Raw genomic sequence first — 25,402 nt, 5'->3', positions numbered from 1 at the left:
GCGCGTTATGGATACACCGGGGTGAATGCAAGACCCGTCGCTTCATCCCAGCCCATCATCAAATTCAAGTTTTGGACCGCCTGCCCGGCCGCGCCCTTTACAACATTATCTATAACGGATATAATCGTCAAACGACCCGTCCGCGGATCAAGGGACAAGCCGATATCGCAATAATTGGAGCCCCATACTTCTTTCGTGGCCGGATACTTGCCTTTGTCACGAATACGGACGAATCTGCGTCCCTCGTAGTATTTGCGGTAAAGATCGAATATCTCGTCCTCGCTGCGGCGTTCTTTCAGGTTTACATAAATGGTCGACAGGATTCCCCTTGTCATCGGAACAAGGTGAGTCGTAAATGTCATGACGATCTCTTCACCGGCCAGACGGCTCAGCGTCTGCTCAATCTCCGGCGTATGCTGATGCTTATTTACTTTGTAGGCGAGGAAATTCTCATTAATTTCCGAATAATGAACCGTCAGACTGAGCCCGCGGCCCGCTCCCGACACGCCCGATTTCGCGTCCGCAATGACGGATTTCGGATCCATCCAACCGCTCGCTGCAATCGGCGCCAGCCCCAGCAGCGTGGCGGTCGGGTAACAGCCAGGGTTCGAAATAAACTCAGCCCCCCGTATCTCATCGGCGAAGACCTCGGCCAATCCGTAAACCGCCCTTGCGATATAAGCGGGATCCGCAGCCTTGTGTTTGTACCAGGCTTCGTAATCCCTGCCGGATTTCAGACGAAAATCACCGGAGATATCGATCACTTTCAACCCCGCATCGACAAGCTTCGGCGACAGCTCCGTACTTACGCCATGCGGCGTCGCCAGAAAGACAACATCCGCCTTCTCACGGATCAAATCGACATCCACGGCATCCAGCTTATCGGTCAGGATTTGATTCAAATGCGGATATCCGTCCGCGATCGACGCCCCGGCGTTGGAAGACGAGATCACTGAAGTGATGGCCACATGCGGATGCGCCAGCAAAAGCCGGATGAGCTCTACCCCCCCGTAGCCCGTCGAACCGACGATGGCCGCTCTTAATTTCGTAGACATGGTTCCGTTCCCTCCACATAAAAACTATGTATTATTATACATTCGAAAGTATAATAATTCAATGTGTTTCCTCTTATATATATGGCCTGTTCATGATGATTTCCGCACCAAATCCAGCCATTCGGGCAACTGACGTTATTCCCCCCTTCTCATCGTAACCCACCCAGGCGGCTCAATCAAGAGCAACGTCTCCGTTTGAGTCGAAATGGCCTTTTTTATCTTGAAACAGCTATCCGTGCATGCTAAAATAGATTTGGAGAAAACGTTGCCACAAAACGGAGCTGTTCGGAATGAATAAAACAGAAGCCGAATTCAGTAATTTGGTGAGGGCGTTTCGTAAACGCCATATAGGAAAGGGACCTCGTGAGATTCGCACCACTTTCTGCAAAAACTGGGCGATCTGCGAAATGGAAGGGCATCTGTCCCCCGTAGAGAAATTTATTGCTTCCGCAAGCGACGGCAAGCATGCGCTTCGTACAGCCCGGACCGAAATGATCAAGGAAATGTACCGGACCAACCGTCCTGTCGAAATGGAAGAGCTTCTTGGGGCACAGTTCCTCGATTTGTTTCTGGATATTGATTTGGATAAAGATGTAGGCATGAGCATTTTTGTATTCGATCAGGATATTCAAAAGAAATTTAGCTCCTCATAAGAATATGCACACTAAAATACATGTGCCGTTGGCACTTGGCAGCGAACCTGCTCAAGACTAACCGCCGCAACAGATTCAATCCTTTATTCCGACTAACGGACTTGAGGAAACCGAATCTTTGCGGCTTTTTTCATTCCATCAAATTTCCCAAAAATAAAATTATACAAGGTGGTCATTATTCATGGGTAAAACAAAACATTCAGGGCGCATCAGCCTCCCCAGTCGTCCGGACCCGAAGCTGTGGGTCAGCAAAATGCCGTTCGGTCTCAATCGGATCAAACCCCGGCATATTCGTGACACATTAAAAGTCGTTTGGGATAATCGCGACCAGCTTCCATACGCTTACCGTATTCTGACTCAGGGCGTTTGCGACGGCTGCGCGCTGGGAGTGTCCGGTTTGAGAGATCAGACGCTGGAAGGACCTCATTTGTGTACGACGCGTTTGAACGTGCTCCGGCTCAACACCATGCCGGCCATTCCCGAAAAAATTCTGCATTCGGATATCGAAGAGCTCCGTAAGCTGAACAGCACGGAACTTCGTAAATTGGGCCGTATTCCCTATCCTTTAATCCGCCGCTCCGGGGAGAGCCGTTTCAGCCGTTTGTCATGGGATGAAGCACTCGACACGATTGCCGGCAAAATCCGCAGCATCGATCCCAAGCAGCTGGCTTTTTACTTGACGGCCCGCGGAATTACCAATGAATCCTATTATGTCGCTGCGAAAGTGGCCCGGTTCTTAGGGACGAATCATATCGACAACGCCTCCCGGATCTGCCACTCGCCGTCCAAAACCGCTCTGAAGCGTTCGGTCGGTATCGGGGCGTCCAGCTGCAACTACAAAGATTGGATCGGTACGGATGTGCTGGTGTTCTGGGGCAGCGTAGCCGCAAACAACCAGCCGGTATCCACCAAGTATATGTATGCCGCCAAACGGAAAGGGACCAAGATCATTGCGATCAACCCTTACCATGAGCCTTCTATGGATCAATATTGGATTCCGTCTGTTGCCGAATCCGCGCTATTCGGTACGAAAATTACGGACGATTTCTATCAGGTGAACATCGGCGGGGACATTGCCTTCATGAACGGCGTAATGAAGCATTGGTTCGAAATGGAAGAAGCTGCTCCCGGATCGGCCGTAAACCTGGATTTCGTCCGTGAGCACACGAACGGCTATGAAGAGCTGCGTGCCCATGTCATGAAACAGGATTGGGCGCTGCTCGAACAATCGTCCGGACTCTCGCGCGAAAGAATGCGTGAATTCGCCGTATTGCTCGCTCAAGCGAAGTCGGCTGTCTTCGTCTGGAGCATGGGGCTGACTCAGCACCGCTTCGGTACGGACAACATCTCGCAAGTGGCTAATCTCGCGCTGCTTAGGGGGTTCCTCGGCCGCGAACACTGCGGACTCATGCCCATCCGCGGACACAGCGGCGTACAGGGCTCCGGCGAGATGGGAGCAGACCCGTTCAGCTTGCCCGGCGGAGAGTTTAAAGGCGCCGACATTGCAAGAATCGAAAAGGTATGGGGCTTTAAGCTGCCCGAGTGGCAGGGGGACATCGTTGGAGTCACGCTCGAGAACGCGCTGCTCCCCGATGATCACGAACGGAAGCTGAAAACATTCTACACTTCCGGCGGCAACTTCCTGGAGACGATGCCTGACCCTGACTTCGTGGAACGCTGTTTGCAAAACGTAGAGCTGCGGGTACACCAAGATATTATGCTGAACACGTCTACACTGGTGGATGCCAAAGAAACGGTCATCGTCCTGCCTGCTATGACCCGCTATGAGCAGCCGGGCGGCGGAACGTCCACGTCAACTGAACGCATGGTGTACTTTTCGCCTGAAATTGACGGGCCCCGTATGCCGGAAGCCCGTTCGGAATGGGAGATTTATGTCGACTTGGCTTCGCGTGTAAAGCCTGAGCAGGCGCATTTGATCCAGTTTAAAGACGCTGCTGCCGTCCGTGCGGAAATTGCAAAGGCTGCGCCAAATTACGACGGCATTCAGCACCTGAGCAAACGTGGTGACGTGTTCCAATGGGGTGGAGCATGGCTTTGTGAAGACGGAATCTGCCCTACGCCGGACGGACGGGGGAATCTGATCCCTATTGAGCTTCCTGAGCTGCGCAAGCCGGAAGGCCATTATTTTGCTACGACCAGACGAGGCAAGCAGTTCAACTCTATGGTGTACAGTGAAACCGACCCGTTCAACGGGGCGGACCGTTACGACGTCCTGATGAATGCGGAGGACGGCAAAGCACAGCAGCTGCAAGAGGGCGACGCCATTGTCGTTTATAATAAATATGGCGTATTCCATGGCCGGGCCAAATGGGCTGAGGTCAAATCCGGCAATATCGAGGTTCATTGGCCGGAAGGAAATGTCATCATTCCCAAAGGAGTCTATGAACCGCACGCGGGGATTCCGGAATACAACACCACTGTTATCGTGGAAAAGGCTGAAACGTACCATGCCCATAAAGATACAAAATATGTGGAACGCAGAATCGACGAATTGGAGCTGGTAAGCGAATGACCGCCGTGGATGTCTCGGTTTCGACCCGAACGGTATGGCGTTATGACGGGCAGCTGCTTAGCGAGCAGGAAGATCCTATTGCCAAGGAAACGCCGTTAACCATCCGGTTGGATGGCGAAGAATTCGCCACCATCGTATGCACCCCTTCGGATATAGAGGACATGGTTTTCGGATTTTTAGCCTCCGAAGGAGTGATCCGGGAAGCGAACGAGGTTACCCGCCTGCAGCTCAATACGAGCCGGGGATTCGCCGATGTTACACTGCTGTATCCCGAGCGCGGGAAAGTGATGGATCATTCCAAGCGCGTGATCGGATCGTGCTGCGGCAAAAGCCGCCAGTTCTACCTGCGCAGTGATGTGCGGACGGCCAAAACGGTGATGACCCGTTCGCGCATTACACCCGACGAATGCCTCAAGCTGATTCGCCAATTGCAAGAAGGCTCCGATGTTTTCCGTCAAACGGGCGGGGTGCACAATGCGGCGCTCTGCTCCAGAGAGAAGCTGCTCGTTACCCGGACCGATATCGGCCGCCACAATGCGCTTGACAAGGTGTACGGGCACTGCCTGAGGGAGCGTGTGTCCATGAAGGATACCGCCGTCGCCTTCAGCGGCCGGGTAAGCTCGGAAGTGCTGCTCAAGACAGCCAAGATGGGCGTTGGCATTCTGCTTTCCAAATCGGCGCCCACCGATCTGGCGCTGGAGCTTGCCGACGACCTGGGCATTACCGTTATAGGGTTTATAAGAGGGAATACATTTAATGTATATTCGCATCCGGAGCGTTTGGAATAAGAAAACCGCTAACGGCCTATTCGTTGATGAGCGAGGTATTCAGTTTTGAACATTTAAACTTCTTTATCAAAAAACAGGAGGAACCGGTCCTTTTATGGGCTGGTTCCTCCTGTTCCGTTTAGCTTAAACCCTTCCCCGAACACTTCGTTCGTATCGCTCAGAATAACGAAAGCGCCGGGGTCAATCCTGCGCACCAACTCTTTGAGCCGGCTCACTTCCGTCTGCCCTACGACAACCATCAATACCGTCTTTTCCTCTCCTGTATAGCCGCCGGTAGCTTGCAGCTTCGTAAGTCCCCTGTCGAGCTCATAGAGAATAGCCTTCTGCAGCGCTTGCTCCGACTTCGAGATAATAAAAGCCACTTTAGAGTAGCTTAAACCTACCTGCACCACATTGATGGTCTTGCTCGTCACAAAAAGTCCGATCAGCGCATACATGGCCTTCTCCGGTGAAATCAGCAGACCCGCTGTTCCAATCACCAGCCCATCCAGCAGCGCAATGCATAAGCCCAGACCAATACCTGTATATTTATGCAAAATTTGTGCCGCCAGATCCAAACCGCCGGTCGATCCCCTGCCCCGGAAAACCAGCCCGAGTCCAATCCCGATGAGTACCCCGCCATAAATACTGGCGAGCAGCATATTGTCGGTCAGCCGCGGCAGATTACGTGTAAGGAAAACGAGCAGCGGCAGCAAAACCGAACCGAGGGCCGTTTTCACGCCGAATTGCTTCCCCAGCAGCACTGTACCGGCCAGAAACAAAGGAATATTCAGCGCCCATTGTGTAATCGCCGGCTCGATCCCGAACATGCTGTTGACAATAATGCTGATGCCCGATACCCCGCCAGACGCCACCTGATTCGGATTCAAAAATACATTAAAGCTGACCGCTATGATCACCGATCCGAGCAAAAGCAGCGCATATTCCATTAATCGGTGGCTCCATGTGCTTTGTGAACGTCTGCTGCCCCCCCGCCGGCGGCGGGAGCCGTATTTACTCATTCTAGTCAATGCAGTCTCACTCTGATTTGTCATGGCATCCTGCACCCGTCATACCCCCTGCCCTATGCAAAAAAATCCTACACTTCACCCGCGGCCTCCCCTGATAGCTCACCGGCTCCATATAGAGGCCGAGGGCAACCAGGAGGATTTGTGCGTTTCTAGTGTAGGATGAGCTTGGACACTCCGCTTTATGTTCTCAGCTTTCTTTTTCCGGCCTCGTAATCTGCTGGCGCAGGTAAGCGTCTATAAACATATCGAGCTCACCATCCATCACGGCATTCACGTTCCCGGTTTCCGCCTGCGTCCTGTGGTCCTTCACCATGCTGTACGGATGGAATACGTACGAACGGATCTGGCTCCCCCAGGCGATATCGGATACCTCTCCGCGGATTTCCGCCAGCTGCTTCTGCTGCTCTTCAATTTTCTTCTCGTACAGCTTCGACCGAAGCATCTTCATCGCGCGCTCCCGGTTCTTGATTTGCGAGCGCTCCGTTTGACAGCTAACCACGACGCCGGTCGGAAGGTGCGTAATCCGCACAGCCGAGTCGGTCGTATTGATGTGCTGTCCGCCGGCGCCGCTGGAACGGTACGTGTCCACCTTAAGATCCTCGGTTCGGATCTCGACCTCCACGTCATCATCGATTTCGGGCATAACATCGCACGAAACAAACGACGTGTGCCTGCGTCCGGATGCATCGAACGGCGAGATACGCACCAGCCGGTGAACGCCTTTTTCCGCCTTCAAATAACCGTAGGCATTATAACCCTTAATCAGCAGCGTTACACTCTTCACACCGGCCTCGTCGCCCGGCAAATAGTCGAGCACCTCGACTTTGAAGTCTCTCTTCTCCGCCCAGCGGCGGTACATGCGAAGCAGCATCTCGGCCCAATCCTGCGACTCCGTACCGCCCGCACCCGGATGCAGCTCCAGAATGGCATTCAGCCGGTCATACGGCTGGCTTAGGAGCAGCTGCAGCTCAAAGTCCTCGAGCTTCTTAACGAGAGCGGCAATCCCCTTTTCAATGTCCCCGGCCATGCTCTCATCTTTCTCTTCCTGCATCAGCTCCACCAGCACTTCGAGATCCTCGTACTCCGAAGCCAACGCTTGAAACTGATCCACCACGCTTTTAACTCCGTTCGCTTCGGCAATCAACTTCTGCGCACGCTCGTTGTCGTCCCAGAAATCGGGCGCCGACATTTTTTCCTCGTAATCCGCCACTTGCTCCAGCTTGAGATCTAAGTCAAAGAGACCCCCTAAGCTCAGCCAATCGCTTGGCCGTTTCTTGTAAATCACGCTTCACATCTGCTTCTAACATGTCAAAACACCTCTGTCCGTAGTTTTAGCAGAAAAAGAGACCGGAGCGATTCCCCCGACCTCCTTTTCCGACGTCTTGTTCTCTTTATTTTTAAACTCCGTGGCACTGTTTGTATTTTTTGCCGCTGCCGCATGGGCACAAATCATTACGGCCAATCTTGTCTTCGTTCACGACAGGCTTCTTCGGCGCGGGCGCTCCATCGCTGCTATTGGTGGCGATCTCATGTTCCTCGGCCACGGCTTCACGCACGAGATTGGTCTCTACATGGGCCTTCATAATGTAAGTAGCCACTTCTTCCTGGATGCTCTGGATCATCTCCTGGAACATCTCATAGCCCTCGAATTGATATTCACGTAAAGGATCCGTACCGCCGTACGCACGAAGATGAATCCCTTGGCGAAGCTGGTCCATCGCATCAATATGATCCATCCACTTGCTGTCGACCGCACGAAGCACCACAACCTTCTCAAATTCACGAATGAATTCTTCGCCGATCTGCTTCTCGCGCTCTTCATACAGTCTTCTCAACAGATCCTTCATGTACTCGATGATCTCTTCTTTTTCTTTACCCCACAGTTCTTCGGCCGTCAGCTGACCTTCATGCAGGAACGTTCCGTTGGCGTAATCGACAATCGCCTGCAGGTCCCAATCCTCCGGTACCTGATCATCGGAGCAGTGGGCTTCAACGATGCGGTCGATGACCGGCATCATCATCCCGAGCACGATATCACGGATATTTTCGGATTCGATCACTTCGCGGCGCTGCTTGTAAATGATTTCCCGCTGCTGGTTCATCACGTCGTCGTACTGAAGAACGATCTTCCGTACATCGAAGTTGTTGCCTTCCACACGCTTCTGTGCGGATTCGATGGCTTTGGTAATCAGCTTGCTTTCAATCGGTTGGTCTTCCTCAAAGCCCAGGCGATCCATCATGCCCATAATGTTCTCCGCACCGAAACGGCGCATCAGGTCATCTTCCAGCGACAAGTAAAACTGGGAAGACCCCGGATCCCCCTGGCGTCCGGCACGTCCGCGCAGCTGGTTATCGATCCGTCGGCTTTCGTGGCGCTCCGTACCTATAATATGCAGGCCTCCGATTTCGGCTACACCTTCTCCCAGCATAATGTCGGTTCCGCGGCCCGCCATGTTGGTGGCGATCGTTACCGCGCCAGGCTGGCCCGCACGGGAGACAATTTCCGCCTCCTCGGCATGGTATTTTGCATTCAGAACCTGATGCTTCACGCCTTTTTTCTTCAGCATTTCGGACAGCCGCTCGGAGTTCTCAATCGATACCGTACCGACCAGCACCGGCTGGTTCTTCTTATGGCGCTCTACGATCTCATTCACTACGGCACGAAACTTGCTGCCTATCGACTTATATACAACGTCCGGCAAATCTTGACGGATCATCGGTTTGTTGGTCGGAACGACAATAACGTCCAGCCCGTATATTTTCTTCAGCTCTTCTTCCTCTGTCTTGGCCGTACCCGTCATCCCCGACAGCTTGCGGTACATCCGGAAGTAGTTCTGCAGCGTAATGGTCGCCAGCGTCATCGATTCGTTCTGTACTTGCAGCTTCTCCTTCGCTTCAATCGCCTGGTGAAGCCCTTCGCTGTAGCGGCGGCCCGTCATCAACCGTCCGGTAAATTCATCGACAATGACGATCTCGCCGTCATTCACGACGTAATCTACGTCGCGGCGCATAATTGCGTGTGCTTTCAATGCCTGTTGGATATGATGGTTGAGCGTCACATGCTCATGATCGAATAAGTTCTCAATGCCGAACGCTTTTTCCGCTTTCTCCACCCCGGCCTCCGTCAACGTAACCGAGCGCAGCTTCACATCAATCACATAGTCTTCTTCTTCCTTCAGACCCCTTACAAAATTATCCGCTGTCAAATACATGGCGGTCGATTTGGCAGCTTGTCCGGAAATAATCAGCGGTGTACGGGCCTCATCGACCAAAATAGAATCGACCTCGTCGATGACCGCATAATAAAGCGGTCTTTGCACCATCTGTTCTTTATATACGACCATGTTGTCGCGCAAATAGTCGAATCCGAACTCGTTGTTCGTACCGTACGTAATATCGCAAGCATAGGCTTGCTGTTTCTCCGCATGCCCCAGATTCGCCAGGTTTACGCCGACGGTCATGCCCAAAAATTCATATATTTTGCCCATCTCGGCGCTGTCGCGCTGAGCCAAATAATCATTGACCGTGACCACATGAACGCCTTTGCCCAAGAGCGCATTCAAATATACCGGAAGCGTACCGACCAGTGTCTTTCCTTCACCTGTCCGCATTTCTGCGATCCGGCCTTCATGCAGTACCATACCGCCGATAAGCTGTACGTCATAATGACGCTTGCCAAGCACACGTTTGGAGGCTTCCCTTACAACCGCAAAAGCTTCCGGCAGCAGATCGTCCAGATCCTCGCCATTCTCCAAACGGTTGCGGAATTCGTTCGTTCTATTACGCAAATCTTGATCGGTTAGCGTCTGAATGGATTCTTCCAACGAGTTGATATATTCAACCGTCTTCCACATCCTCTTCAGTTCGCGATCATTCGAATCGCCAAATATTTTTTTCACGAGTCCTAGCATGCAGCTAATCCCCTTTCTCCTCTTCGAACAATATCATATAATCTAAATTGTAGCAGTTTGCTCTTCTCGCCGCAACAAACCGCTGTATTTCCTTATATTACTGAAAAGAGCCTGCCATCATGCGCCGCAGGCATCTTACGATGTTCCATCGGCGTTTCAGGCAAGCTCAGATCTTTCAAATGATCAGATTACCGGGCCGGCTCAATTAAACCGTATCTCCCGTCGTCGCGTTTATACACCACGTTGACCTGTTCCGTATCGGAGTTAGCAAAAACAAAGAAATTGTGGCCTACCATATTCATTTGCAGAATGGCTTCTTCCACATCCATCGGCTTCAGCGTAAACCGCTTCGTCCGTACCAATTCGTATTCGTCGTCTTCTTCAAGAGCAGAGGAAGCGCCTGGTTCCGATTCTACCCGGAATAAATCTTTAAGACCGCCTTCTTGGCGGATTTTGCGGTTAGCCTTCGTCTTGGCCTTCCGAATCTGCCGCTCCAGCTTGTCTACCACCAGATCGACCGAGGCATACATATCGGTATGCTTTTCTTCCGCCCTCAACAACAAGCCTGTAAGCGGGATCGTCACCTCAATGGCATGCATGCCTTTCACGACACTCAATGTTACGTTAACTTCAGATGTAGGGGGAGCTTCAAAGTACCTTTCCAGCTTACTCAGCTTTTTTTCAACATGATCTCTCAACGCTTCTGTCACTTCGATGTTTTCACCACGTATGTTGAATTTCATGTAGTACTCCTCCTTTCATACCTACATTATACCATATTCTCCTGCCGCATTAAAAATCCTTTAACATTCCTTTCACAAGAAATACACATACCATTTTCCAGCCGATTGGAAGGTATGCGCATACAAAAAAACACCCTGGAATTGCTCCCAGGGTGTCAGCCATCTTCAAACATAACCATCTATAAATGCGGCCGAATCCCGACCGGATGATTACAACTTGATGACGTTAGCCGCTTGAGGACCGCGTGCGCCCTCTACGATATCAAACTCAACGGATTGACCTTCTTCCAGCGTCTTGAAGCCATCGGCTTGAATAGCGGAGAAATGTACGAATACGTCGCCCCCGTCTTCGCGTTCGATGAAACCGTAGCCTTTTTCTGCATTAAACCATTTAACTTTACCTTGCATGCAAAAACATTCCCTTCGTTATCAAATAACTGCAAGCTCTAGCCTACATTTCGAATATATCACTCCAAACTTACCCATGTCAATGCGACATCAGCGTGTTATAAAAATATTTTGAAAATTCTCGTATTAACATTCTCTTGATAATCTATTCACAGCCAAAAAGCCCGTTCTGTCGCGGTTTTTCGACATTTCCCGCAAAGTTATCAACAGAGTTATACACATTGTCCACAGGCAAAATAATACTCACAGCATGTCTGTGAGTATTATTACTTACTTATTCATTGAAGTATAGTCCGCAGCGTTGGGTTAGCATGAGCCAACATCAACCTGGACGTTTGACTTACCTTATTCTTTTAACAAACTTCATCTCCCGGTTCCTTTCCATACGCCGAAAACCCGGGTAATCAAAAAAGACCGCAGCCACCTCGCTTTTGAAGCCAGGAGCAAAACGATCTTTCACTGAACCTCTGCGGGAATAATCATCCAGAGTCATCTCATCTATTTCTTCCGATCAAAGAACACACTATCCAGAACAAATTCTGTTTCATACGCCGTTTTTTGCAATCGACCCCGGTTGATTTTACTTGTCCCTTGCAAGCCCTCATCTCTAAGCTCATTCATTTTGGCAAGGATTAGCGCATCATGCTGAAGCAAGCGCTGTACCCGGGCCGTATACTTGTTTCGTTCCGTTGGGGATAAAGAGTGGCTCTTCATCCTTTCAATGATTTGTTCTCTACTGTCAACATATGCTGATATCTCCTCATAGGTCATGTTCGACAGAGACTGCATCCAATCTCCCATGAGTTGTTCCAATTCTTGAATGAGCTCATCCATGGGTTACTCCGGCAGCACTACCCTGATGAACTAGCTTTGAGGCTTGAAACCACGTTTCCTTCAACTCAATTAAATATCCCAGTACTTCTTCAGCGGGTTCAATATTTTTCTTTGTATTTGCTTGAATCAACCTGTAATTAAAATATTCATAAAGCTTCATCAGATTATCCGAAATAGGCGATTGGGGGTCTAAGGTAATCATAAATTCGCTGATAATATCTTGAGCCCTGCAAAGATTGGTATTCGCTTCATCATATTTATTTTGCTTAATAGCTTCAATCGCCGCTCTGCAAAAACGTATAGCCCCGTCACATAACAAGATCAACAACTGCGCTGGGGTTGCCGTATGAACGGAGGCCTCCAAATATTTGTTTCTTTGTACTGATTGTATCATTTTCCATCCTCCTGCTATTAAGCTCCGCCGAATGCGTTGGCTAAGTATAAGGATTGAGAATTGTATCTGCTAATAGCACTCTCCATGGCAGTAAATTGTCTGTAATATCGATTTTCAATTTCGTTTAACCGTACATTCCATTTATCAATCTCTTTATCCATTTCATATAATCTTTTCCCAAGAACGCTATTATCTGAAAGAGATACGGCTGTTCCCGCTCTGCTCGTCAGACCGTCTAATGTTATTTTCAATTGATCATAAATCCGTTCTGCAATTCCCACATCAGATTGGTCCGCATCGCCATTTCCATTAGCCGTAAACATCGCGATGACAGCATCAGGATTTTCCTCGATGGCTTTTCTCAGCTTGTTTTCGTCAGTAAGATAAAGCTTCCCGTTTTCAACATATTGACCGGTCTCTATACCGATGGAGCTTAACGTTTTATAATCCTTGCTCCCTGTTTCCACTTGAGCCATGATCGCCATTCTCATGCCGCTGACCGCTTGGCTAAGATAGGAGTCGTTCCTCAAAAGACCGCTTCGTGCCCTTTTGGTCCAAAGCTCAATGTCGCTATCCTTCATTTCTTTTTTCTGCTCGTCACTCAGCGGTGGATAGCCTTGAAATCGGCTTTCGTTGATTTTGTCCTGCATCGTTTTTAAGATTTCGTTGTAATCATTAATGAAGCCCTTTATGCTCTCAACCATCTTGTCCGTATCTGTTTTTACTGTGACTGTAGTTGAAGAACCTGCCGGGGTCAGTGGATTTAACGTAAGCTCCACCCCATTAATGGTAAAGGTATTGCTCTTCTTCGTTATCCCGGTTACCCCGTTGATGTCTACAGATGCATCCGTTGCTGCTGTACCTGCACCCGTTATCTTTAATATGTCCGTAGTAAAGTTCCCTTTTACGTTTTCGAAGGTGATGTTGGCTGAATCCTTATTGGCGCCATTCACTGTTCCCGTCTGCTTCGAAGTAAACGAGACCAATCCTCCCGTACTCCCCACTTCATAAAAAGACGTAACATTCGTATTTGCATTGATACGGGCAATCACATCATTAAGCGAATCTACATTCGGATCGATCGTAATCACATTACTGCCATTGATCTTAATTTCATAAGTCTCATATGTAGGAGGGTTCGTCGCCGGAGTAACCTGTGTTAGCGTGCCTGCCAAATTAGCCGCTTGACTCGCTAATGTTTTTGTCGGGTCAAATGACGAATTCGCTCGTATATCGCTTGCACTTCTATTTGTGGCGGCTGTAGCTACATTGTTTACTTTAATATTCAATTGGCCGATCTGCGCATCGCCTGTCGCTTTCGCTGTAATAATATCCGCGTTAGCGGAAGTGGCCGTTCTGGAACTTAAATTACCTTCCAACTTAAAGTTAAACAATTTGTTGTTGCGATAATCCCACAGCTTCGTATTCATATCGCGATAATCTTCACGCTGCCATTCTATTAACTGCTTTTTTTGTTTAAGGACGTCCAATGGTTTTCTATGGGCCATCATTAGGCCTTTAACAATGGAATCGATATCCATGCCGCTAGCCAATCCACTAAAGCGATTAATGGGCGTAACCATCATTTATCAACTCCTGCTTCAATAAATTATCTTTTTTCATCTATGATGATTCCAGCCATCTCCCATATCTTGGCAATTAAATCGAGGTTCTTCTCTGGCGGTATTTCTCTAATCAGCTCTCCGGTTTCCTTGTTCAGTACCTTGACAAGGATTTGCTTCGTTTCTTTATGTACAGAAAATTCCAAGAAGGTTGACGCCCCTTCAATGGACTTAATAGCCCGTTCGATTGCTTTGATGAACTGTTCCTCACTAACAGGAATGTTCTCTCCCCTAAGTTCCGCTTCTTTTAAGTCCTTTACTGAATGCAGGTTAGCCGCAGATGTAACACGCCATTCGCTACCCCCAGACTCGCTTCTTGTCGATGGGTATCTATTCTTCTCAGAAGCTCCGGTCGGTACATTTATATCCACCTCAAACACCTCCATGACTGGGTTCATATGATAGTAATATCGGACAATCATATGCATTGTGTTAGAGGAATTGCGGAAATCAACTATATTTTTAATAATGATTCCAGCGCTTTTACTACAGTCTTCTGGGTCTCGGTCTCCATCTGCGGCCAGATCGGCAAACTAATGACCTCCGACGAGGCCTGCTCGGCAATAGGCAATGAAATGGAGTCGTCTTGAAAAACCGGCAATCGATGGACCGGGATAGGATAGTAAATCATTGTATCTATACCTTGGTCTGCAAGGTTTTTTTGCAAACGATCTCTCTTCCCATCTAATATACGAATAGTGTATTGATGGAAAACGTGAGATGATCTGTGGAAGTCAGCTGACTCTGGAAGAACAATCCCAGGTATACCCGCAAGCCATTCATTGTAATTATTAGCAATCTGAATGCGTTGGTTATTCCATTGGTCAATATAAGGCAGCTTTACACGAAGAATGGCGGCCTGTAATTCATCCAGTCTTGAATTATAACCAAATGTTTCGTTATGGTATTTCTTTTTGGATCCATGAATTCTAAGCATCCTTGAATACTCAGCAATCTCTTCATCATCTGTCGCTATTAGTCCCCCGTCTCCGTATGCTCCTAAGTTTTTCGTAGGGAAAAATGAGAAGCATCCTGCAGCTCCCAGCGTCCCTGCCTTTTTACCTTTGTATTCAGCACCGAATGCTTGGGCTACATCTTCAATCACCTTGAGTCGATAGCTTCTGGCCATCGCCAAAATTTCATCCATCTCTGCCGTTCTCCCGAATATATGAACAGGTAAAATGGCTTTAGTTCGCGGTGTGATAGCTTGCTCAATCAAAGACGGATTCATATTAAACGTCCGAGGATCAATATCGACAAATACGGCCTTCGCTCCAACCTGATGAATAGCTTCCGCTGTCGCAAAGAAAGTAAACGGTGTCGTGATAACTTCATCACCCTCGCCAATTCCGACTGCCTTTAAAGCAATAATCAACGCATCCGTACCGGAATTTAGAGCTACAGCATGCTTTACACCCAAATAGGCGGAAACTTCCTCTTCGAATGCTCTTACGTTCTCTCCCATAATAAAATGGCCGGATAAAAGGACATTTTCAATGGAATCCATTAATTTGCTTTTCAGGCTTTCAATTTCACTTTGCAAACTGAATACCGGAATTTTGCCCATGGCATCATCCAACCTTCCTATAACTTCTTTAAACGCCGGTGACCTCCATCATCCTGAAGGAGATACTGTTGTCCACACGAGGTGCATGTTAGGGGTTGGCGTTCTTCGTTTAAAGTTGTTCCGCATTCGCAAACCCACCCGATTGGCCGCGCCGGAACCCCTGCAACTAAAGCATATTCCGGTACATCTTTTGTGACTACCGCCCCAGCCGCAACAAAGCCCCATTGACCGATAGTAACGCCGCATACAACTGTTGCATTCGCTCCGATCGAAGCCCCGCGGCATACCCTGGTCACCGCATAATCATCGCTTGTATTTCTCGGAAAAGCCGATCTGGGTGTCTTTACGTTGGTGAAAACCATGCTCGGCCCACAAAAAACATCATCTTCCAAAATAACGCCTTCGTATATGGATACATTATTTTGTATTTTTACATTATTTCCAATTTCCACTTTGTTTGCTATAAACACATTTTGTCCAATATTACATCTTTCACCGATCTTTGCACCGCCCATAACATGAGAGAAATGCCATAGCTTTGTCCCTTTACCGATCACCGCACCTTCATCTACATAGGAGGACTCATGTACAAAAAATTCACTCATGTGCTCTTAGCTCCTTTTGCAGCAGATTTGAGCATTGTTCCAATATTTTGATGACTTCCAGCCCATTCTTTCCATCCGATAACGGCTGCGCACGCTCATCCAGACATGCTAAAAAATGCCTGCATTCCAGGGTTAACGGTTGTACCTCGCCATGATAAACAATCTCGCTGCCTTCATCGCGGTTGGACAAATCCCCTTGAATACCTTTCTTATGAAGTGTTACGATTTGCTGTTCTTCATCGTAAACAAGCATGCCCTCGGAACCTATCGCAACCAATCTGCGCCGAATTTCCGGCCACGCCCAGGAAGTATGCAAATGGGCATGGACCCCGCTGGCAAAAGATAAATGCACATATACATCGTCTTCTATGGCAGGCTGAATCATCCTTTGTCCGTTCACAGAGATCCTGGCGGGCGACTCCTCAATAAGATAAATAAAAACGGCTAAGTCATGAACCCCAAAGCTCCACAATACATTTTCAACGGATCGAACCCGCCCCAGCTTTAATCTTTCCTGATGAACAGCCTGCAGGTTACCTATCATGCCCGCCTTTAGGCACGCTTTTATTTTTTGAATGGCCGGTTGATAAAGCAGCAAATGCCCAACCATGAGAATTAAATTGTTATTGTTCGCTATCTCAACAAGCTCTTCCGCATCCCGAACGGATAAAGTCATCGGTTTTTCTATAAAGACGTCTTTGCCCTTTTCAAGAGCTTGTTTAGCAAGAGCGAAATGGGTAGACGCAGGTGTCGCAATAACGATAGCCGTATTGATAGTCTCTAAAGCCTGCTCATAATTGGATAAAACAGGAATGTCAGGATATTGATCCGATAATGCTGCTCGCAAGCGGGGATCCGTCTCCACAATTGCAGATAGAGCATGCAGTTCATAAAAGGTGCGGACCAGATTTTTTCCCCACTGCCCCGCGCCTATTACAATTACTTTCGTCATAAAAACTACCTACTTTCGGAGAAAAAGCATATCATCCAATTTATAGGCGATACAGCTTTCCAACGGTTTTCACAGATTTTATTGCATTTCTTGTATCAAAAATAATCTTTGCCGTATTTCCAAGCAGCTCATAGTCAAAATCAGAATGATCCGTAGTGACAACCGTGATATCTGCTTTTTGGATATTTTCTTTACTTAATTCAACACCCTCGTAGTTCTTTCCTTTGTAGGTGAAGGCAGGAATTCTCGTATCACTATATACAACGTTAGCTCCACGTATTTCGAGTAATTCCATAATTTTAATTACAGGCGATTCTCTAAAATCATCAATATCCTTTTTATATGCAATACCAAGTAAATGGATTGTTGACCCATTAACAGGTTTTCTCTCTTCATTTAATATATGTCCTATTCTCTCTACAACAAATTCCGGCATACTGTTATTGATCTCGCCGGCTACCTCAATCAATCGTGTATGGTAGTTGTACTCACGAGCCTTCCAAGTCAAGTACCACGGATCAATCGGAATACAATGACCTCCAAGTCCGGGTCCTGGATAAAACGCCATAAATCCATAGGGCTTCGTCTTAGCTGCATCGATAACTTCCCATATATCTATCCCCATCCGGTTACAAAGGATAGCCATCTCGTTAGCTAAAGCAATGTTTATATTTCGAAATGTATTCTCATATATTTTCTCCATCTCGGCAACTGCAGGGCTGGATACGCGGTGAACCGTACTTTCAAGTACTTGCTCGTAAAGTGTAGCAGCGACCTCCGTACACCCTGCCGTGACACCGCCGACTACTTTCGGGGTATTCTTTGTATTATACAATTTATTTCCCGGATCAACTCTTTCCGGCGAGTAAGCCAAGAAGAAATCTTTTCCGCATATTAGACCTGTGCTTTCCAAAATAGGCTTAACTACTTCTTCTGTCGTTCCGGGATAGGTTGTACTTTCAAGCACAACCAATATCCCCGGACGCAAATATCGGGCTACCTCTCCCGCGGAAGCTCTGACATAGCTTAAATCAGGTTGTTGGTAACTATCCAATGGCGTCGGCACGCAAATGGCTACGACGTCCAATTTATTAATCTCAGAGTAATCCGTCGTTGCTTTGATCGAGCCTTGTTTGATTAATTCCTTCAATTCATCCTCGACAACATCGCCGATGTAGTTAATACCCTGATTAACCATATCGACCCGCTTTTGTTGAATATCAAAGCCGATTACCTTATACCCGGCCTTTGCTTTCTCAACTGCGAGCGGAAGCCCGACATAGCCAAGTCCTATGACGCCAAGTACAGCGGTTTTGTCCCGAATTCTATCCATTAATTGAGATACGTTATTAGTAAATGAAGTCAAGGCAGGCACTGTATCACCTTTTTAACAGAATTTTATTTTGATGTCCGCATATCCCCAAGTTTCCGGATGGTCATTCATATCATTACATCCATGATCAATACATATTTTATTAGCGTTGATCAAGTCTCAATTCAGATAGTTGACGAATAAAGTGATCAAATTTAGATATAACTCCATACTGATTTAATTGTTCATTTTTCGCTACCGCATTTCTTGCCAGTCGATTGTCTTCTTTAACCTGATCCATATTCCACACTTCATGAATAGAGGCTGTGATTATTCTAGGATTACTTTTTTTCTTTATTAATAGTGCTTTTTGCGACAACCCGAACCTTTTATCCGCCAACAGATTTTTTTCTACCGAAATTAACCAACTGGCGCACAAATTTTTCGTTTCATCGGATAAGTCCTTACTGGAAAAAACGGCTTGAATATAATCAAACATCTCTTTGACTATTTGGCCATTATCTTTTAGCATTTTCCTGTCAAAAGGATAATTCATAAAGAAGGATACGGGTAGAACACTCACTATTTCTAGCCCAGCACTATCCAATACGTTGTTAACATAAGATATATCTCTAATTACTACATGGGGAGATTCGCTTTGAGTCCCGATCATGGAGATGGGATCGAAAAGCACAGCGTAACCTGTATTTTTTAAGCTCGAGGAAATATTGCTAATAGCGCTTCTATACTTCTCTTCATCTGTTAAATGCAATAAAACATCGGCGGCAAATACCAAATCATACCGGTTCGTTTCATAATTGGCCGCAATGGATATATCTCCTTCGATAAATTCGAATTGATCGTATTTTTTTTCAAGTTCGATGATTGACTTTTTCGCGATATCGATGGCTTTATAATATCCAGGCTTTTGGGTTGCAAAAAATTGTGTAAACATGCCAATCCCCGGACCCAATTCCAAAACAGACGCATTCTTGAAGTTATCGAAAATTTGGTTAAAGAGATAATTCAATATATCCAGTCTGATCTGATACATATATCGATTGTAAATCTCCCCCAAACCCAGATAACCAACACCCTCTACGTTGAACCTTTGATTTAATCTATTGTTCCAATAAGCCGCATAATCAAATTTGCCGACTTTCGTATTCTTTTGAGTTTGGAGCAATGCGGCAATCGCGCTCATCTGTTGATCAAAAGTATAGCGGGACTTAATAAAATCGCGATATTGCTTGGAGTCATATTGTTCATTAACTACCATCTCCATTCCATCATCGATGGTGTTCCATATAAATTTGGAGTCATATATATTTCTTGCGCCGACAAAGTTATGTACAAGGGGCTTTATTCCTTTTGCCATGGCTTCCATGACGGATAAATTCTGGCTTTCCAACAAACTGGTAGAGACGATATAATGTTTATCTTCCAACCATTGATTGATATCTTTAACCCATCCATCGAATATAATATTATGCTGCAAACCGAGTTCGTTTATCATTTGCCGGAAATATAACGCATACCGCGGCTCCTGAAATTCTCCTGCGATAAACAGCTTGTACCGATTATCGGATGTATACAGCTTATGAAAAAAATGAAGCAGCAATACAGGACCCTTCTTATAATTGATAAATCCCGCATAAGCTATATTAAATCCGGCTTGTCTTTCTTTAAATTCAAATTTACTCAAATCTATCCCGCTTGGAATTACACAAGTCTGTTCCTGTTTCAGTTGACCAACTTGTTCCAAAACAAATTGTTTAATATGCTCAGCTACAAAGATCACGTGATCTACACTAGCCCAATTCACTTGCTTCGGGTAGTTCGTGAAAGCTTCATAACTGTGCAGCCTGCATATGATTTTCTTATCCTGGGCCATCTGAAGCTTGCTTCCGTAAATGATAAGCTCATCACACCATTCGAACCAGCATATATCGGCCCACTTCATGCCATCGTCAATTTGCGGATAATGCGTCACAACAATCTTCTTCGTCCGATACTCGGCGGATAATTGATGTATAATATCATTAATAAAATTATCCATCTTTTCCTTGACAAAAAAAACAAGCTTTTTCTTATCTCGTATGTTCGGGTCAAGCTCCTTCAATTGAGTCATTTTACTTCTAATCTCTTGTTCTTGACCGGCAGGAAGCAGCTGTTTTAAATCGCAATAGATATCATATGCGGATTGATAATCCTGCTGCTGTTCATACCAATAGGCTTGATTATAAAGTAAATCCGTATGATAAGGATCTATATCCAGTCCTTTCATTAATACCGTTTTTGCGTCAGTCCATTTACCCTCCACCATCAGCACAATCGCTTTCATTGAAAGCAATTCGGCATCCTCCGGCACTAATTCCTCACATTTATCGATGGCTTGGCTGGCCGTTTCAAGCTCCCCAAGATGAATAAGCTCTTCTATTTTTGATTTCATCAACTTAACTTTTTCGAGTAACTCTTTGCTATTATCGCTCATTTATGTCCCCTCTTTACTCTATAACAGTCAAAATCCTTTGTTCCATAAATGGCTTTAGCATTTCTGCAACGTAAGGGTATGCCTCAGCAGCTTCTTTATAGTAATGTGACGCGTATTTTATACTGCCTTTTGCTTTAGCCTCTTCGGCAAGGTGCATCAAAATAAAAAACTTATCTTCAGCGCTGTCTATCGTTTTATATACTAAACGGATTGGCGTCAGTTGATATAAATAAGTAATATATTGAATCCCGCGTTCGGTATATAAGTTAAATATGTCGTGATATTCTCTGTCTATTACGGATTTTTCTTTCTTAGAGCGCTCGATTGCCGTTAATAAGATGACGTTGGCAACGGCGCAATACACCCGATTGCTTTGATAATCATTAGGCCTGATTTTTTCACCTTTTAAATACTGCATAAAATAATCTTGGGCTTCGTCAAACTTATCCAGCAGCATCTTAACATACAACTTTATATATCCGTTCTCCAATGACTTAAAATAAGAAATCACAGGCAAGCCGCGCTTTATGGCATACCGATAAATTTCAAAGTACGGAAAAACAGGCAGTTTACTCATCATATTGCTGACAAGAAAATCTTTAATTAAACGGGGATCATCCGTTAGCCTAATTTGGTTTAGTTGGCCATAGGGCCCTTCCTCTTTAGAAAATACGCTTGCTATTAATAATTTCTCTTCGGCATCCTTTAAAGCCGCTGCCGCAATCTCCAACTGGTGGATAAAATACGCTGCCACTGAGTTATTCTCAATGGATTTATAGAACTGGTATAATTCCTCATATCTTTGAAGCTTTAACATGACATTAATAACAAGATCAACTTTATGGGTACTTTCTTCTATTAAATCTATATATTCAACTGCTTCCGCATCATTTTCGTTTTCCATTAAAGCTCTGGCTAATTTATAGGCAGCAACGGATTTCGACGTTTCATCTACCGTATACAGCTCGAGAATAGACAGTTTGGATAATCCTTTTTGGTTATATTCTTGATGAAGCTTCAAAAATGTTTTGAATGTCTCAATCGCTTGGTCTATTTCCTGCTGCGCGAGCAGCGCATCGGCCAAGTAGAAATATAAATCTATGTATTGAGGCGTTAGCGAAATACCTTCTTTCGCTATTCTTACCGTTTCATCAAATATTTTGCAAACATAACTCATTCGGGCATGTTCGCCGATAACATAATAATTGCGGGCTACGATCTCTTTACCGTGTTTCTTTAGCAGAGCATAGCTTTTCCTTATTTGCAATAATGCTTCCCTATAATCTTTATGCATAAAATAAGTTCTGGCTAATTGAAACCGGTAATAAATATGATCCGGATCTTTCTCCAATTCTTTCAGCAGTAAGGAGCTTGTTCTCTTGAATTTCTTTTCCATCAATTCCGGATCATCATTATTATAGCCGTAATGCCTAATATAAATATCGGCGTGCATGGCTGGATTCTCATACTTCGGTTGATTATGAATGGAGCCCTCGTACCGAAATTCCCCTGTATTTCTAAACAACCGTTCCGATATGTGCACAACGTATTTATCACGAGCTTCAGTCAGAAAGTTTTTTCCCAATACCCGTATCGTGTTATACTCGTTAACGGTCTCGGACTGCAGTAATGCCACAAGCTTCTCCGGGTCCTCTAATTCCTCATCAGCGTCCAGAATAAAAATCCATTCACCTGTAGCGTAGGCGATCGATTTATTTCTCATGTCGGAGAAATGATGATTCCATTCATGATAATATACTTTGCTGGTATATGCTTGGGCAATTTCAACCGTCTTATCGGTAGATCCCGTATCTACGATAATCAATTCAGCAGACAAGGCTTCGAGCAAAGGAACAACGCTGTCAAGACATCGTTTTAGATTGTTCTCTTCGTTTTTGACGATCATGCAGATGCTTAGAGTTGGCTTTTTAGTCATTAGTTAAGTTTTCACTCCAGTATTCGAATAATGGGTGCAGTTCAAATGTTAACAAATCGGCTGTCAACAGATAATCTTTTGCCTGGTACGCCTGAAACAGCATATTCAATTTTTCGTTGCACTCCTCTATATTCACTGCACTCACGTTTGTTTTGAGCAGATCCGCAGCTTCAACCAATACCGCGATATCCTCCATTAAATATACCATCTTTTCATTGGCCCGCTCGTCGTTCCCGCTTTGGTAACATTCCGCAACGGTTTGCATGCGGGCACAAATATTTTTTATCAGCTCGTTTGCTGTAGCCTTCAATTCGTTGATTTGCGCTATCACTCATTATCCCCTCTTAATTTAGGAAAAGCCGACTATACAGTCGGCTTTTCTCACATTTTTTATACCATTTGATTTACCGGTTATTATCTCAAAAGCTGCAATACGCCTTGAGGAGTTTGGTTAGCTTGCGCAAGCATTGCTTGAGCAGCTTGAGTCAAGATGTTGTTCTTCGTGAAGTCCATCATTTCCTTCGCCATATCTACGTCGCGGATACGGGATTCTGCAGCAGTAAGGTTCTCGGAAGATGCACCCAGGTTGTTGATGGAATGTTCCAGGCGGTTTTGGAACGCACCCAGCTTGGAACGTTGAGAAGATACATCGTCCAGCGCTTTTTGAATCGCAGAGATTGAAGCTTCGGCCGCACCCTTGGTATCGATTTTAATACCGTTAACGTTCAGTGCAGCTGCGCCCATGTCCTCGATAGAAACGTTCATCGTTTGCGAGGAGTTCGCACCGATTTGGAAGGTCAACGAGGTATCCGTGTTGTCAACAATAGCCGCTCTTTGTGTAAAGGTAGCTTCGTCTCCAATGTTGGCTGTTGTCAATCCACCGATGGTTACGCTAGCTTGTCCGATCGTTACCGTACCGCCAGCAGCACCGATTTGCAAGCTGCTTGCATTACCTTGATGATCTGTAAAGGTAACAGTAAAGGTAGTAGCGGAAGTGTTTGCGGATCCGATTCTAATGTTGTAAGACAGGTCGTTTGTGATCGTACCAGCGTTCGTGATTCCTGTAAATACTGCAGAGTTCGAGACCTCATCGAATTTAGCAACTTGTGCTGCATTATTCGTACCGCTCAGGTTACCGTTCAACAGCTTCTGCGTATTGAACTCCGTCGTGTTAGCGATACGATCAAGCTCTTTAACCAGCTGATCCACTTCTTTTTGCAGTTCCTTACGGTCTGCATCCGTGTTCGTATCGTTGGACGATTGAACGGCAAGCTCACGCATACGCTGCAGGATGCTGTGAGTTTCATTCAAAGCACCTTCAGCCGTTTGAATCAAAGAAATACCATCTTGAGCGTTACGCTGTGCTTGGTCCAAACCGCGGATTTGTCCGCGCATTTTTTCGGAGATGGCCAAACCAGCCGCGTCGTCGCCGGCACGGTTGATGCGAAGACCGGAGGACAATTTTTCTAAAGATTTACCAACTGCACTGTTGTTTCCAGACAATTGACGGTGTGTATTTAATGCTGCAATGTTGTGATTAATTCTCATTTTTTTCTTCCTCCCTGAAGGTTCGTTTTCCCACATCCATGTGGTTTTCAACTATTCGTAGGTCGGCCGCCCTATGAATCGTTCTTATTATTATTATCGTAATTCATCGATACGTACTGTAGGTGTAATTTCGATCAATTAGATGGGTATTGGCCATTTTCAGGGATAAAACCGGCCTTTTTTCTCAAAATATCGCTATATTTCTTTAATTTACGACGAATTTCTATTTTTATTTCGCTTCTCCTTAATCAAAGCGTTTAAATCCTTGAGATTCACAGCTATATTGGACGCTTCACGGTTGGATTCCTGTATCGACAAATAAACCTCTTTTCTGTATACCTCGACATTTTGGGGAGCTTTAATGCCTATTTTAATCGTTTCCCCTTCTACTCCCAGTACAACCAACTCCACCTGATCCCCGATCATAATCGATTCGCCCTTCTTGCGGGTAAGTACTAGCATGACGGCTCACCATCCATTTGTGACGGAACGGTATTCGCCGCCGAGTCTACAAGCCTGTGCTTTGTTTTATAGGGGGTATTGTGAAGGATCACTTGTTTGCCGATTTTTGTCGCCATGTTAATAATGACAGGGGCAAGAAGATTTATCGTTATATTTTCAATATCGCTGGAGACGGTAATAATGGACCAAATCATCAGATCTTTGGCATCCTTGATTCCCAGCTCTTCTTCCACGCTTTCCGGCAGCTGAAATTCGTAGCTTGGATAGAACAAGAATGGATTCGTAATGACAAACGATAAATTATGATTGTCTACGGACTGCATAAATGAAAAAGGCTCATCCGCCTCGGATTGCAAAATCACATATTGCCGATATTCTTCAAAACCGGGCAAGCCTTGAGGAAAGGTGATGATATGATCTTCCTCCACGACAATTTGCCCGAATTGCAAAGTACTTACCATCATCTATTGATCACCCCTTTGTAGAGTAGAGAACTGAAATTTCATTGGGGGGCGAGAGCCCTCCTTTTACTTTTTCAGCTCCCCCTTCATCAAACCGGACATGAGGTTTTCCCT

Annotated in this window: 23 protein-coding genes; 3 read left to right on the top strand and 20 right to left on the bottom strand. The window is 46.1% G+C overall.

The window, feature by feature from the left end:
* Nucleotides 1-5: 5 nt before the first annotated feature.
* Nucleotides 6-1,055: an N-acetyl-gamma-glutamyl-phosphate reductase gene (argC, locus tag BLT35_RS16650; RefSeq protein ID WP_062410122.1), complete on the bottom strand. Its 1,050-nt coding sequence runs from the start codon at nt 1,053-1,055 to the stop codon at nt 6-8.
* A gap of 290 nt (nt 1,056-1,345) precedes the next feature.
* Here argC and BLT35_RS16645 point away from each other — a divergent pair, with 290 nt between their 5' ends.
* The 3 genes from BLT35_RS16645 (at nt 1,346) to fdhD (ending at nt 5,029) form a co-directional block, all read left to right on the top strand.
* Nucleotides 1,346-1,708 carry a Na-translocating system protein MpsC family protein gene (locus BLT35_RS16645; RefSeq protein ID WP_062410123.1) on the top strand — a complete coding sequence of 121 codons (363 nt, stop codon included), beginning with the start codon at nt 1,346-1,348 and terminating at the stop codon, nt 1,706-1,708.
* A gap of 181 nt (nt 1,709-1,889) precedes the next feature.
* Nucleotides 1,890-4,241, top strand: coding sequence for an FdhF/YdeP family oxidoreductase (locus BLT35_RS16640; RefSeq protein ID WP_062410124.1), 2,352 nt, complete (start codon nt 1,890-1,892; stop codon nt 4,239-4,241).
* Nucleotides 4,238-5,029: a formate dehydrogenase accessory sulfurtransferase FdhD gene (gene fdhD / locus BLT35_RS16635; RefSeq protein ID WP_062410125.1), complete on the top strand. Its 792-nt coding sequence runs from the start codon at nt 4,238-4,240 to the stop codon at nt 5,027-5,029. Before BLT35_RS16640 ends, fdhD begins: the two co-directional genes overlap by 4 nt.
* A gap of 92 nt (nt 5,030-5,121) precedes the next feature.
* On the opposite strand, the gene BLT35_RS16630 is transcribed toward fdhD, so the two are convergent.
* The 19 genes from BLT35_RS16630 to fliW form a co-directional block, all read right to left on the bottom strand.
* The gene (locus tag BLT35_RS16630) at nt 5,122-6,063 is read right to left on the bottom strand and encodes a YitT family protein (protein WP_139170822.1); all 942 of its coding nucleotides are present in this window, start codon (nt 6,061-6,063) and stop codon (nt 5,122-5,124) included.
* 163 nt (nt 6,064-6,226) lie between these two features.
* A protein-coding gene (gene prfB / locus BLT35_RS16625) for a peptide chain release factor 2 (RefSeq protein WP_139170820.1) occupies nt 6,227-7,346 on the bottom strand; the annotation gives its coding sequence in 2 pieces (ribosomal slippage) (nt 6,227-7,273 and nt 7,275-7,346; 1,119 coding nt in all).
* A gap of 90 nt (nt 7,347-7,436) precedes the next feature.
* Nucleotides 7,437-9,950 (bottom strand): preprotein translocase subunit SecA, encoded by a 2,514-nt coding sequence (gene secA / locus BLT35_RS16620; RefSeq protein ID WP_062410126.1) that lies wholly within the window; start codon nt 9,948-9,950, stop codon nt 7,437-7,439.
* A gap of 188 nt (nt 9,951-10,138) precedes the next feature.
* The gene (gene hpf / locus BLT35_RS16615; protein ID WP_074729023.1) at nt 10,139-10,693 is read right to left on the bottom strand and encodes a ribosome hibernation-promoting factor, HPF/YfiA family; all 555 of its coding nucleotides are present in this window, start codon (nt 10,691-10,693) and stop codon (nt 10,139-10,141) included.
* A 210-nt stretch (nt 10,694-10,903) separates the two neighbouring features.
* Complete coding sequence (locus BLT35_RS16610) at nt 10,904-11,101, bottom strand: cold shock domain-containing protein (protein ID WP_062410128.1); 198 nt, start codon at nt 11,099-11,101, stop codon at nt 10,904-10,906.
* A 498-nt stretch (nt 11,102-11,599) separates the two neighbouring features.
* The gene (gene fliT, locus BLT35_RS16605) at nt 11,600-11,935 is read right to left on the bottom strand and encodes a flagellar protein FliT (RefSeq protein ID WP_054817661.1); all 336 of its coding nucleotides are present in this window, start codon (nt 11,933-11,935) and stop codon (nt 11,600-11,602) included.
* The gene (gene fliS, locus BLT35_RS16600) at nt 11,928-12,329 is read right to left on the bottom strand and encodes a flagellar export chaperone FliS (RefSeq protein ID WP_054817662.1); all 402 of its coding nucleotides are present in this window, start codon (nt 12,327-12,329) and stop codon (nt 11,928-11,930) included. Before fliS ends, fliT begins: the two co-directional genes overlap by 8 nt.
* A gap of 17 nt (nt 12,330-12,346) precedes the next feature.
* A complete protein-coding gene (fliD, locus tag BLT35_RS16595) occupies nt 12,347-13,915 on the bottom strand; it encodes a flagellar filament capping protein FliD (RefSeq protein WP_254777587.1) in 1,569 nt (522 codons plus the stop codon).
* A gap of 23 nt (nt 13,916-13,938) precedes the next feature.
* Nucleotides 13,939-14,349, bottom strand: coding sequence for a flagellar protein FlaG (locus BLT35_RS16590; protein WP_254777586.1), 411 nt, complete (start codon nt 14,347-14,349; stop codon nt 13,939-13,941).
* Between the two features lie 56 nt (nt 14,350-14,405).
* Nucleotides 14,406-15,518: a DegT/DnrJ/EryC1/StrS family aminotransferase gene (locus BLT35_RS16585; RefSeq protein WP_054817712.1), complete on the bottom strand. Its 1,113-nt coding sequence runs from the start codon at nt 15,516-15,518 to the stop codon at nt 14,406-14,408.
* Between the two features lie 17 nt (nt 15,519-15,535).
* Entirely contained in the window at nt 15,536-16,123 is a 588-nt protein-coding gene (locus BLT35_RS16580) for an acyltransferase (protein WP_062410133.1), read from the bottom strand.
* On the bottom strand, nt 16,116-17,075 hold the full coding sequence (locus BLT35_RS16575; protein WP_074729018.1) for a Gfo/Idh/MocA family protein: 960 nt from the start codon (nt 17,073-17,075) through the stop codon (nt 16,116-16,118). The genes BLT35_RS16580 and BLT35_RS16575 overlap by 8 nt, the downstream gene beginning before the upstream one ends.
* A 40-nt stretch (nt 17,076-17,115) precedes the next feature.
* The gene (locus BLT35_RS16570) at nt 17,116-18,408 is read right to left on the bottom strand and encodes a nucleotide sugar dehydrogenase (protein WP_074729065.1); all 1,293 of its coding nucleotides are present in this window, start codon (nt 18,406-18,408) and stop codon (nt 17,116-17,118) included.
* 142 nt (nt 18,409-18,550) lie between these two features.
* Entirely contained in the window at nt 18,551-20,881 is a 2,331-nt protein-coding gene (locus BLT35_RS27075) for a glycosyltransferase (RefSeq protein WP_074729016.1), read from the bottom strand.
* Between the two features lie 13 nt (nt 20,882-20,894).
* A complete protein-coding gene (locus tag BLT35_RS16560; protein WP_217634720.1) occupies nt 20,895-22,787 on the bottom strand; it encodes a tetratricopeptide repeat-containing glycosyltransferase family 2 protein in 1,893 nt (630 codons plus the stop codon).
* A 22-nt stretch (nt 22,788-22,809) separates the two neighbouring features.
* Nucleotides 22,810-23,148, bottom strand: coding sequence for a DUF8042 domain-containing protein (locus tag BLT35_RS16555; RefSeq protein ID WP_062410137.1), 339 nt, complete (start codon nt 23,146-23,148; stop codon nt 22,810-22,812).
* 83 nt (nt 23,149-23,231) lie between these two features.
* Nucleotides 23,232-24,365: a flagellin N-terminal helical domain-containing protein gene (locus BLT35_RS16550; RefSeq protein WP_054817671.1), complete on the bottom strand. Its 1,134-nt coding sequence runs from the start codon at nt 24,363-24,365 to the stop codon at nt 23,232-23,234.
* A gap of 210 nt (nt 24,366-24,575) precedes the next feature.
* On the bottom strand, nt 24,576-24,827 hold the full coding sequence (gene csrA / locus BLT35_RS16545) for a carbon storage regulator CsrA (RefSeq protein WP_074729011.1): 252 nt from the start codon (nt 24,825-24,827) through the stop codon (nt 24,576-24,578).
* Nucleotides 24,821-25,291, bottom strand: a complete 471-nt coding sequence (fliW, locus tag BLT35_RS16540; RefSeq protein ID WP_062410140.1) for a flagellar assembly protein FliW — start codon at nt 25,289-25,291, stop codon at nt 24,821-24,823. Before fliW ends, csrA begins: the two co-directional genes overlap by 7 nt.
* Nucleotides 25,292-25,402: the final 111 nt, after the last annotated feature.

It is taken from the genome of Paenibacillus naphthalenovorans (assembly GCF_900099895.1).
Lineage (GTDB): Bacteria > Bacillota > Bacilli > Paenibacillales > NBRC-103111 > Paenibacillus_G > Paenibacillus_G naphthalenovorans.
The sequence above is the reverse complement of the archived record's forward strand: the minus strand, read 5'-3'. Positions and strand labels throughout refer to the sequence as shown.

Bases quoted from the DNA above. Each gene is read 5' to 3' on its own strand.
- argC (WP_062410122.1), bottom strand. From the start codon at position 1,055: ATGTCTACGAAATTAAGAGCGGCCATCGTCGGTTCGACGGGCTACGGG.
- BLT35_RS16645 (WP_062410123.1), top strand. From the start codon at position 1,346: ATGAATAAAACAGAAGCCGAATTCAGTAATTTGGTGAGGGCGTTTCGT.
- BLT35_RS16640 (WP_062410124.1), top strand. From the start codon at position 1,890: ATGGGTAAAACAAAACATTCAGGGCGCATCAGCCTCCCCAGTCGTCCG.
- fdhD (WP_062410125.1), top strand. From the start codon at position 4,238: ATGACCGCCGTGGATGTCTCGGTTTCGACCCGAACGGTATGGCGTTAT.
- BLT35_RS16630 (WP_139170822.1), bottom strand. From the start codon at position 6,063: ATGACAAATCAGAGTGAGACTGCATTGACTAGAATGAGTAAATACGGC.
- secA (WP_062410126.1), bottom strand. From the start codon at position 9,950: ATGCTAGGACTCGTGAAAAAAATATTTGGCGATTCGAATGATCGCGAA.
- hpf (WP_074729023.1), bottom strand. From the start codon at position 10,693: ATGAAATTCAACATACGTGGTGAAAACATCGAAGTGACAGAAGCGTTG.
- BLT35_RS16610 (WP_062410128.1), bottom strand. From the start codon at position 11,101: ATGCAAGGTAAAGTTAAATGGTTTAATGCAGAAAAAGGCTACGGTTTC.
- fliT (WP_054817661.1), bottom strand. From the start codon at position 11,935: ATGGATGAGCTCATTCAAGAATTGGAACAACTCATGGGAGATTGGATG.
- fliS (WP_054817662.1), bottom strand. From the start codon at position 12,329: ATGATACAATCAGTACAAAGAAACAAATATTTGGAGGCCTCCGTTCAT.
- fliD (WP_254777587.1), bottom strand. From the start codon at position 13,915: ATGATGGTTACGCCCATTAATCGCTTTAGTGGATTGGCTAGCGGCATG.
- BLT35_RS16590 (WP_254777586.1), bottom strand. From the start codon at position 14,349: ATGAACCCAGTCATGGAGGTGTTTGAGGTGGATATAAATGTACCGACC.
- BLT35_RS16585 (WP_054817712.1), bottom strand. From the start codon at position 15,518: ATGGGCAAAATTCCGGTATTCAGTTTGCAAAGTGAAATTGAAAGCCTG.
- BLT35_RS16580 (WP_062410133.1), bottom strand. From the start codon at position 16,123: ATGAGTGAATTTTTTGTACATGAGTCCTCCTATGTAGATGAAGGTGCG.
- BLT35_RS16575 (WP_074729018.1), bottom strand. From the start codon at position 17,075: ATGACGAAAGTAATTGTAATAGGCGCGGGGCAGTGGGGAAAAAATCTG.
- BLT35_RS16570 (WP_074729065.1), bottom strand. From the start codon at position 18,408: ATGGATAGAATTCGGGACAAAACCGCTGTACTTGGCGTCATAGGACTT.
- BLT35_RS27075 (WP_074729016.1), bottom strand. From the start codon at position 20,881: ATGAGCGATAATAGCAAAGAGTTACTCGAAAAAGTTAAGTTGATGAAA.
- BLT35_RS16560 (WP_217634720.1), bottom strand. From the start codon at position 22,787: ATGATCGTCAAAAACGAAGAGAACAATCTAAAACGATGTCTTGACAGC.
- BLT35_RS16550 (WP_054817671.1), bottom strand. From the start codon at position 24,365: ATGAGAATTAATCACAACATTGCAGCATTAAATACACACCGTCAATTG.
- csrA (WP_074729011.1), bottom strand. From the start codon at position 24,827: ATGCTAGTACTTACCCGCAAGAAGGGCGAATCGATTATGATCGGGGAT.
- fliW (WP_062410140.1), bottom strand. From the start codon at position 25,291: ATGATGGTAAGTACTTTGCAATTCGGGCAAATTGTCGTGGAGGAAGAT.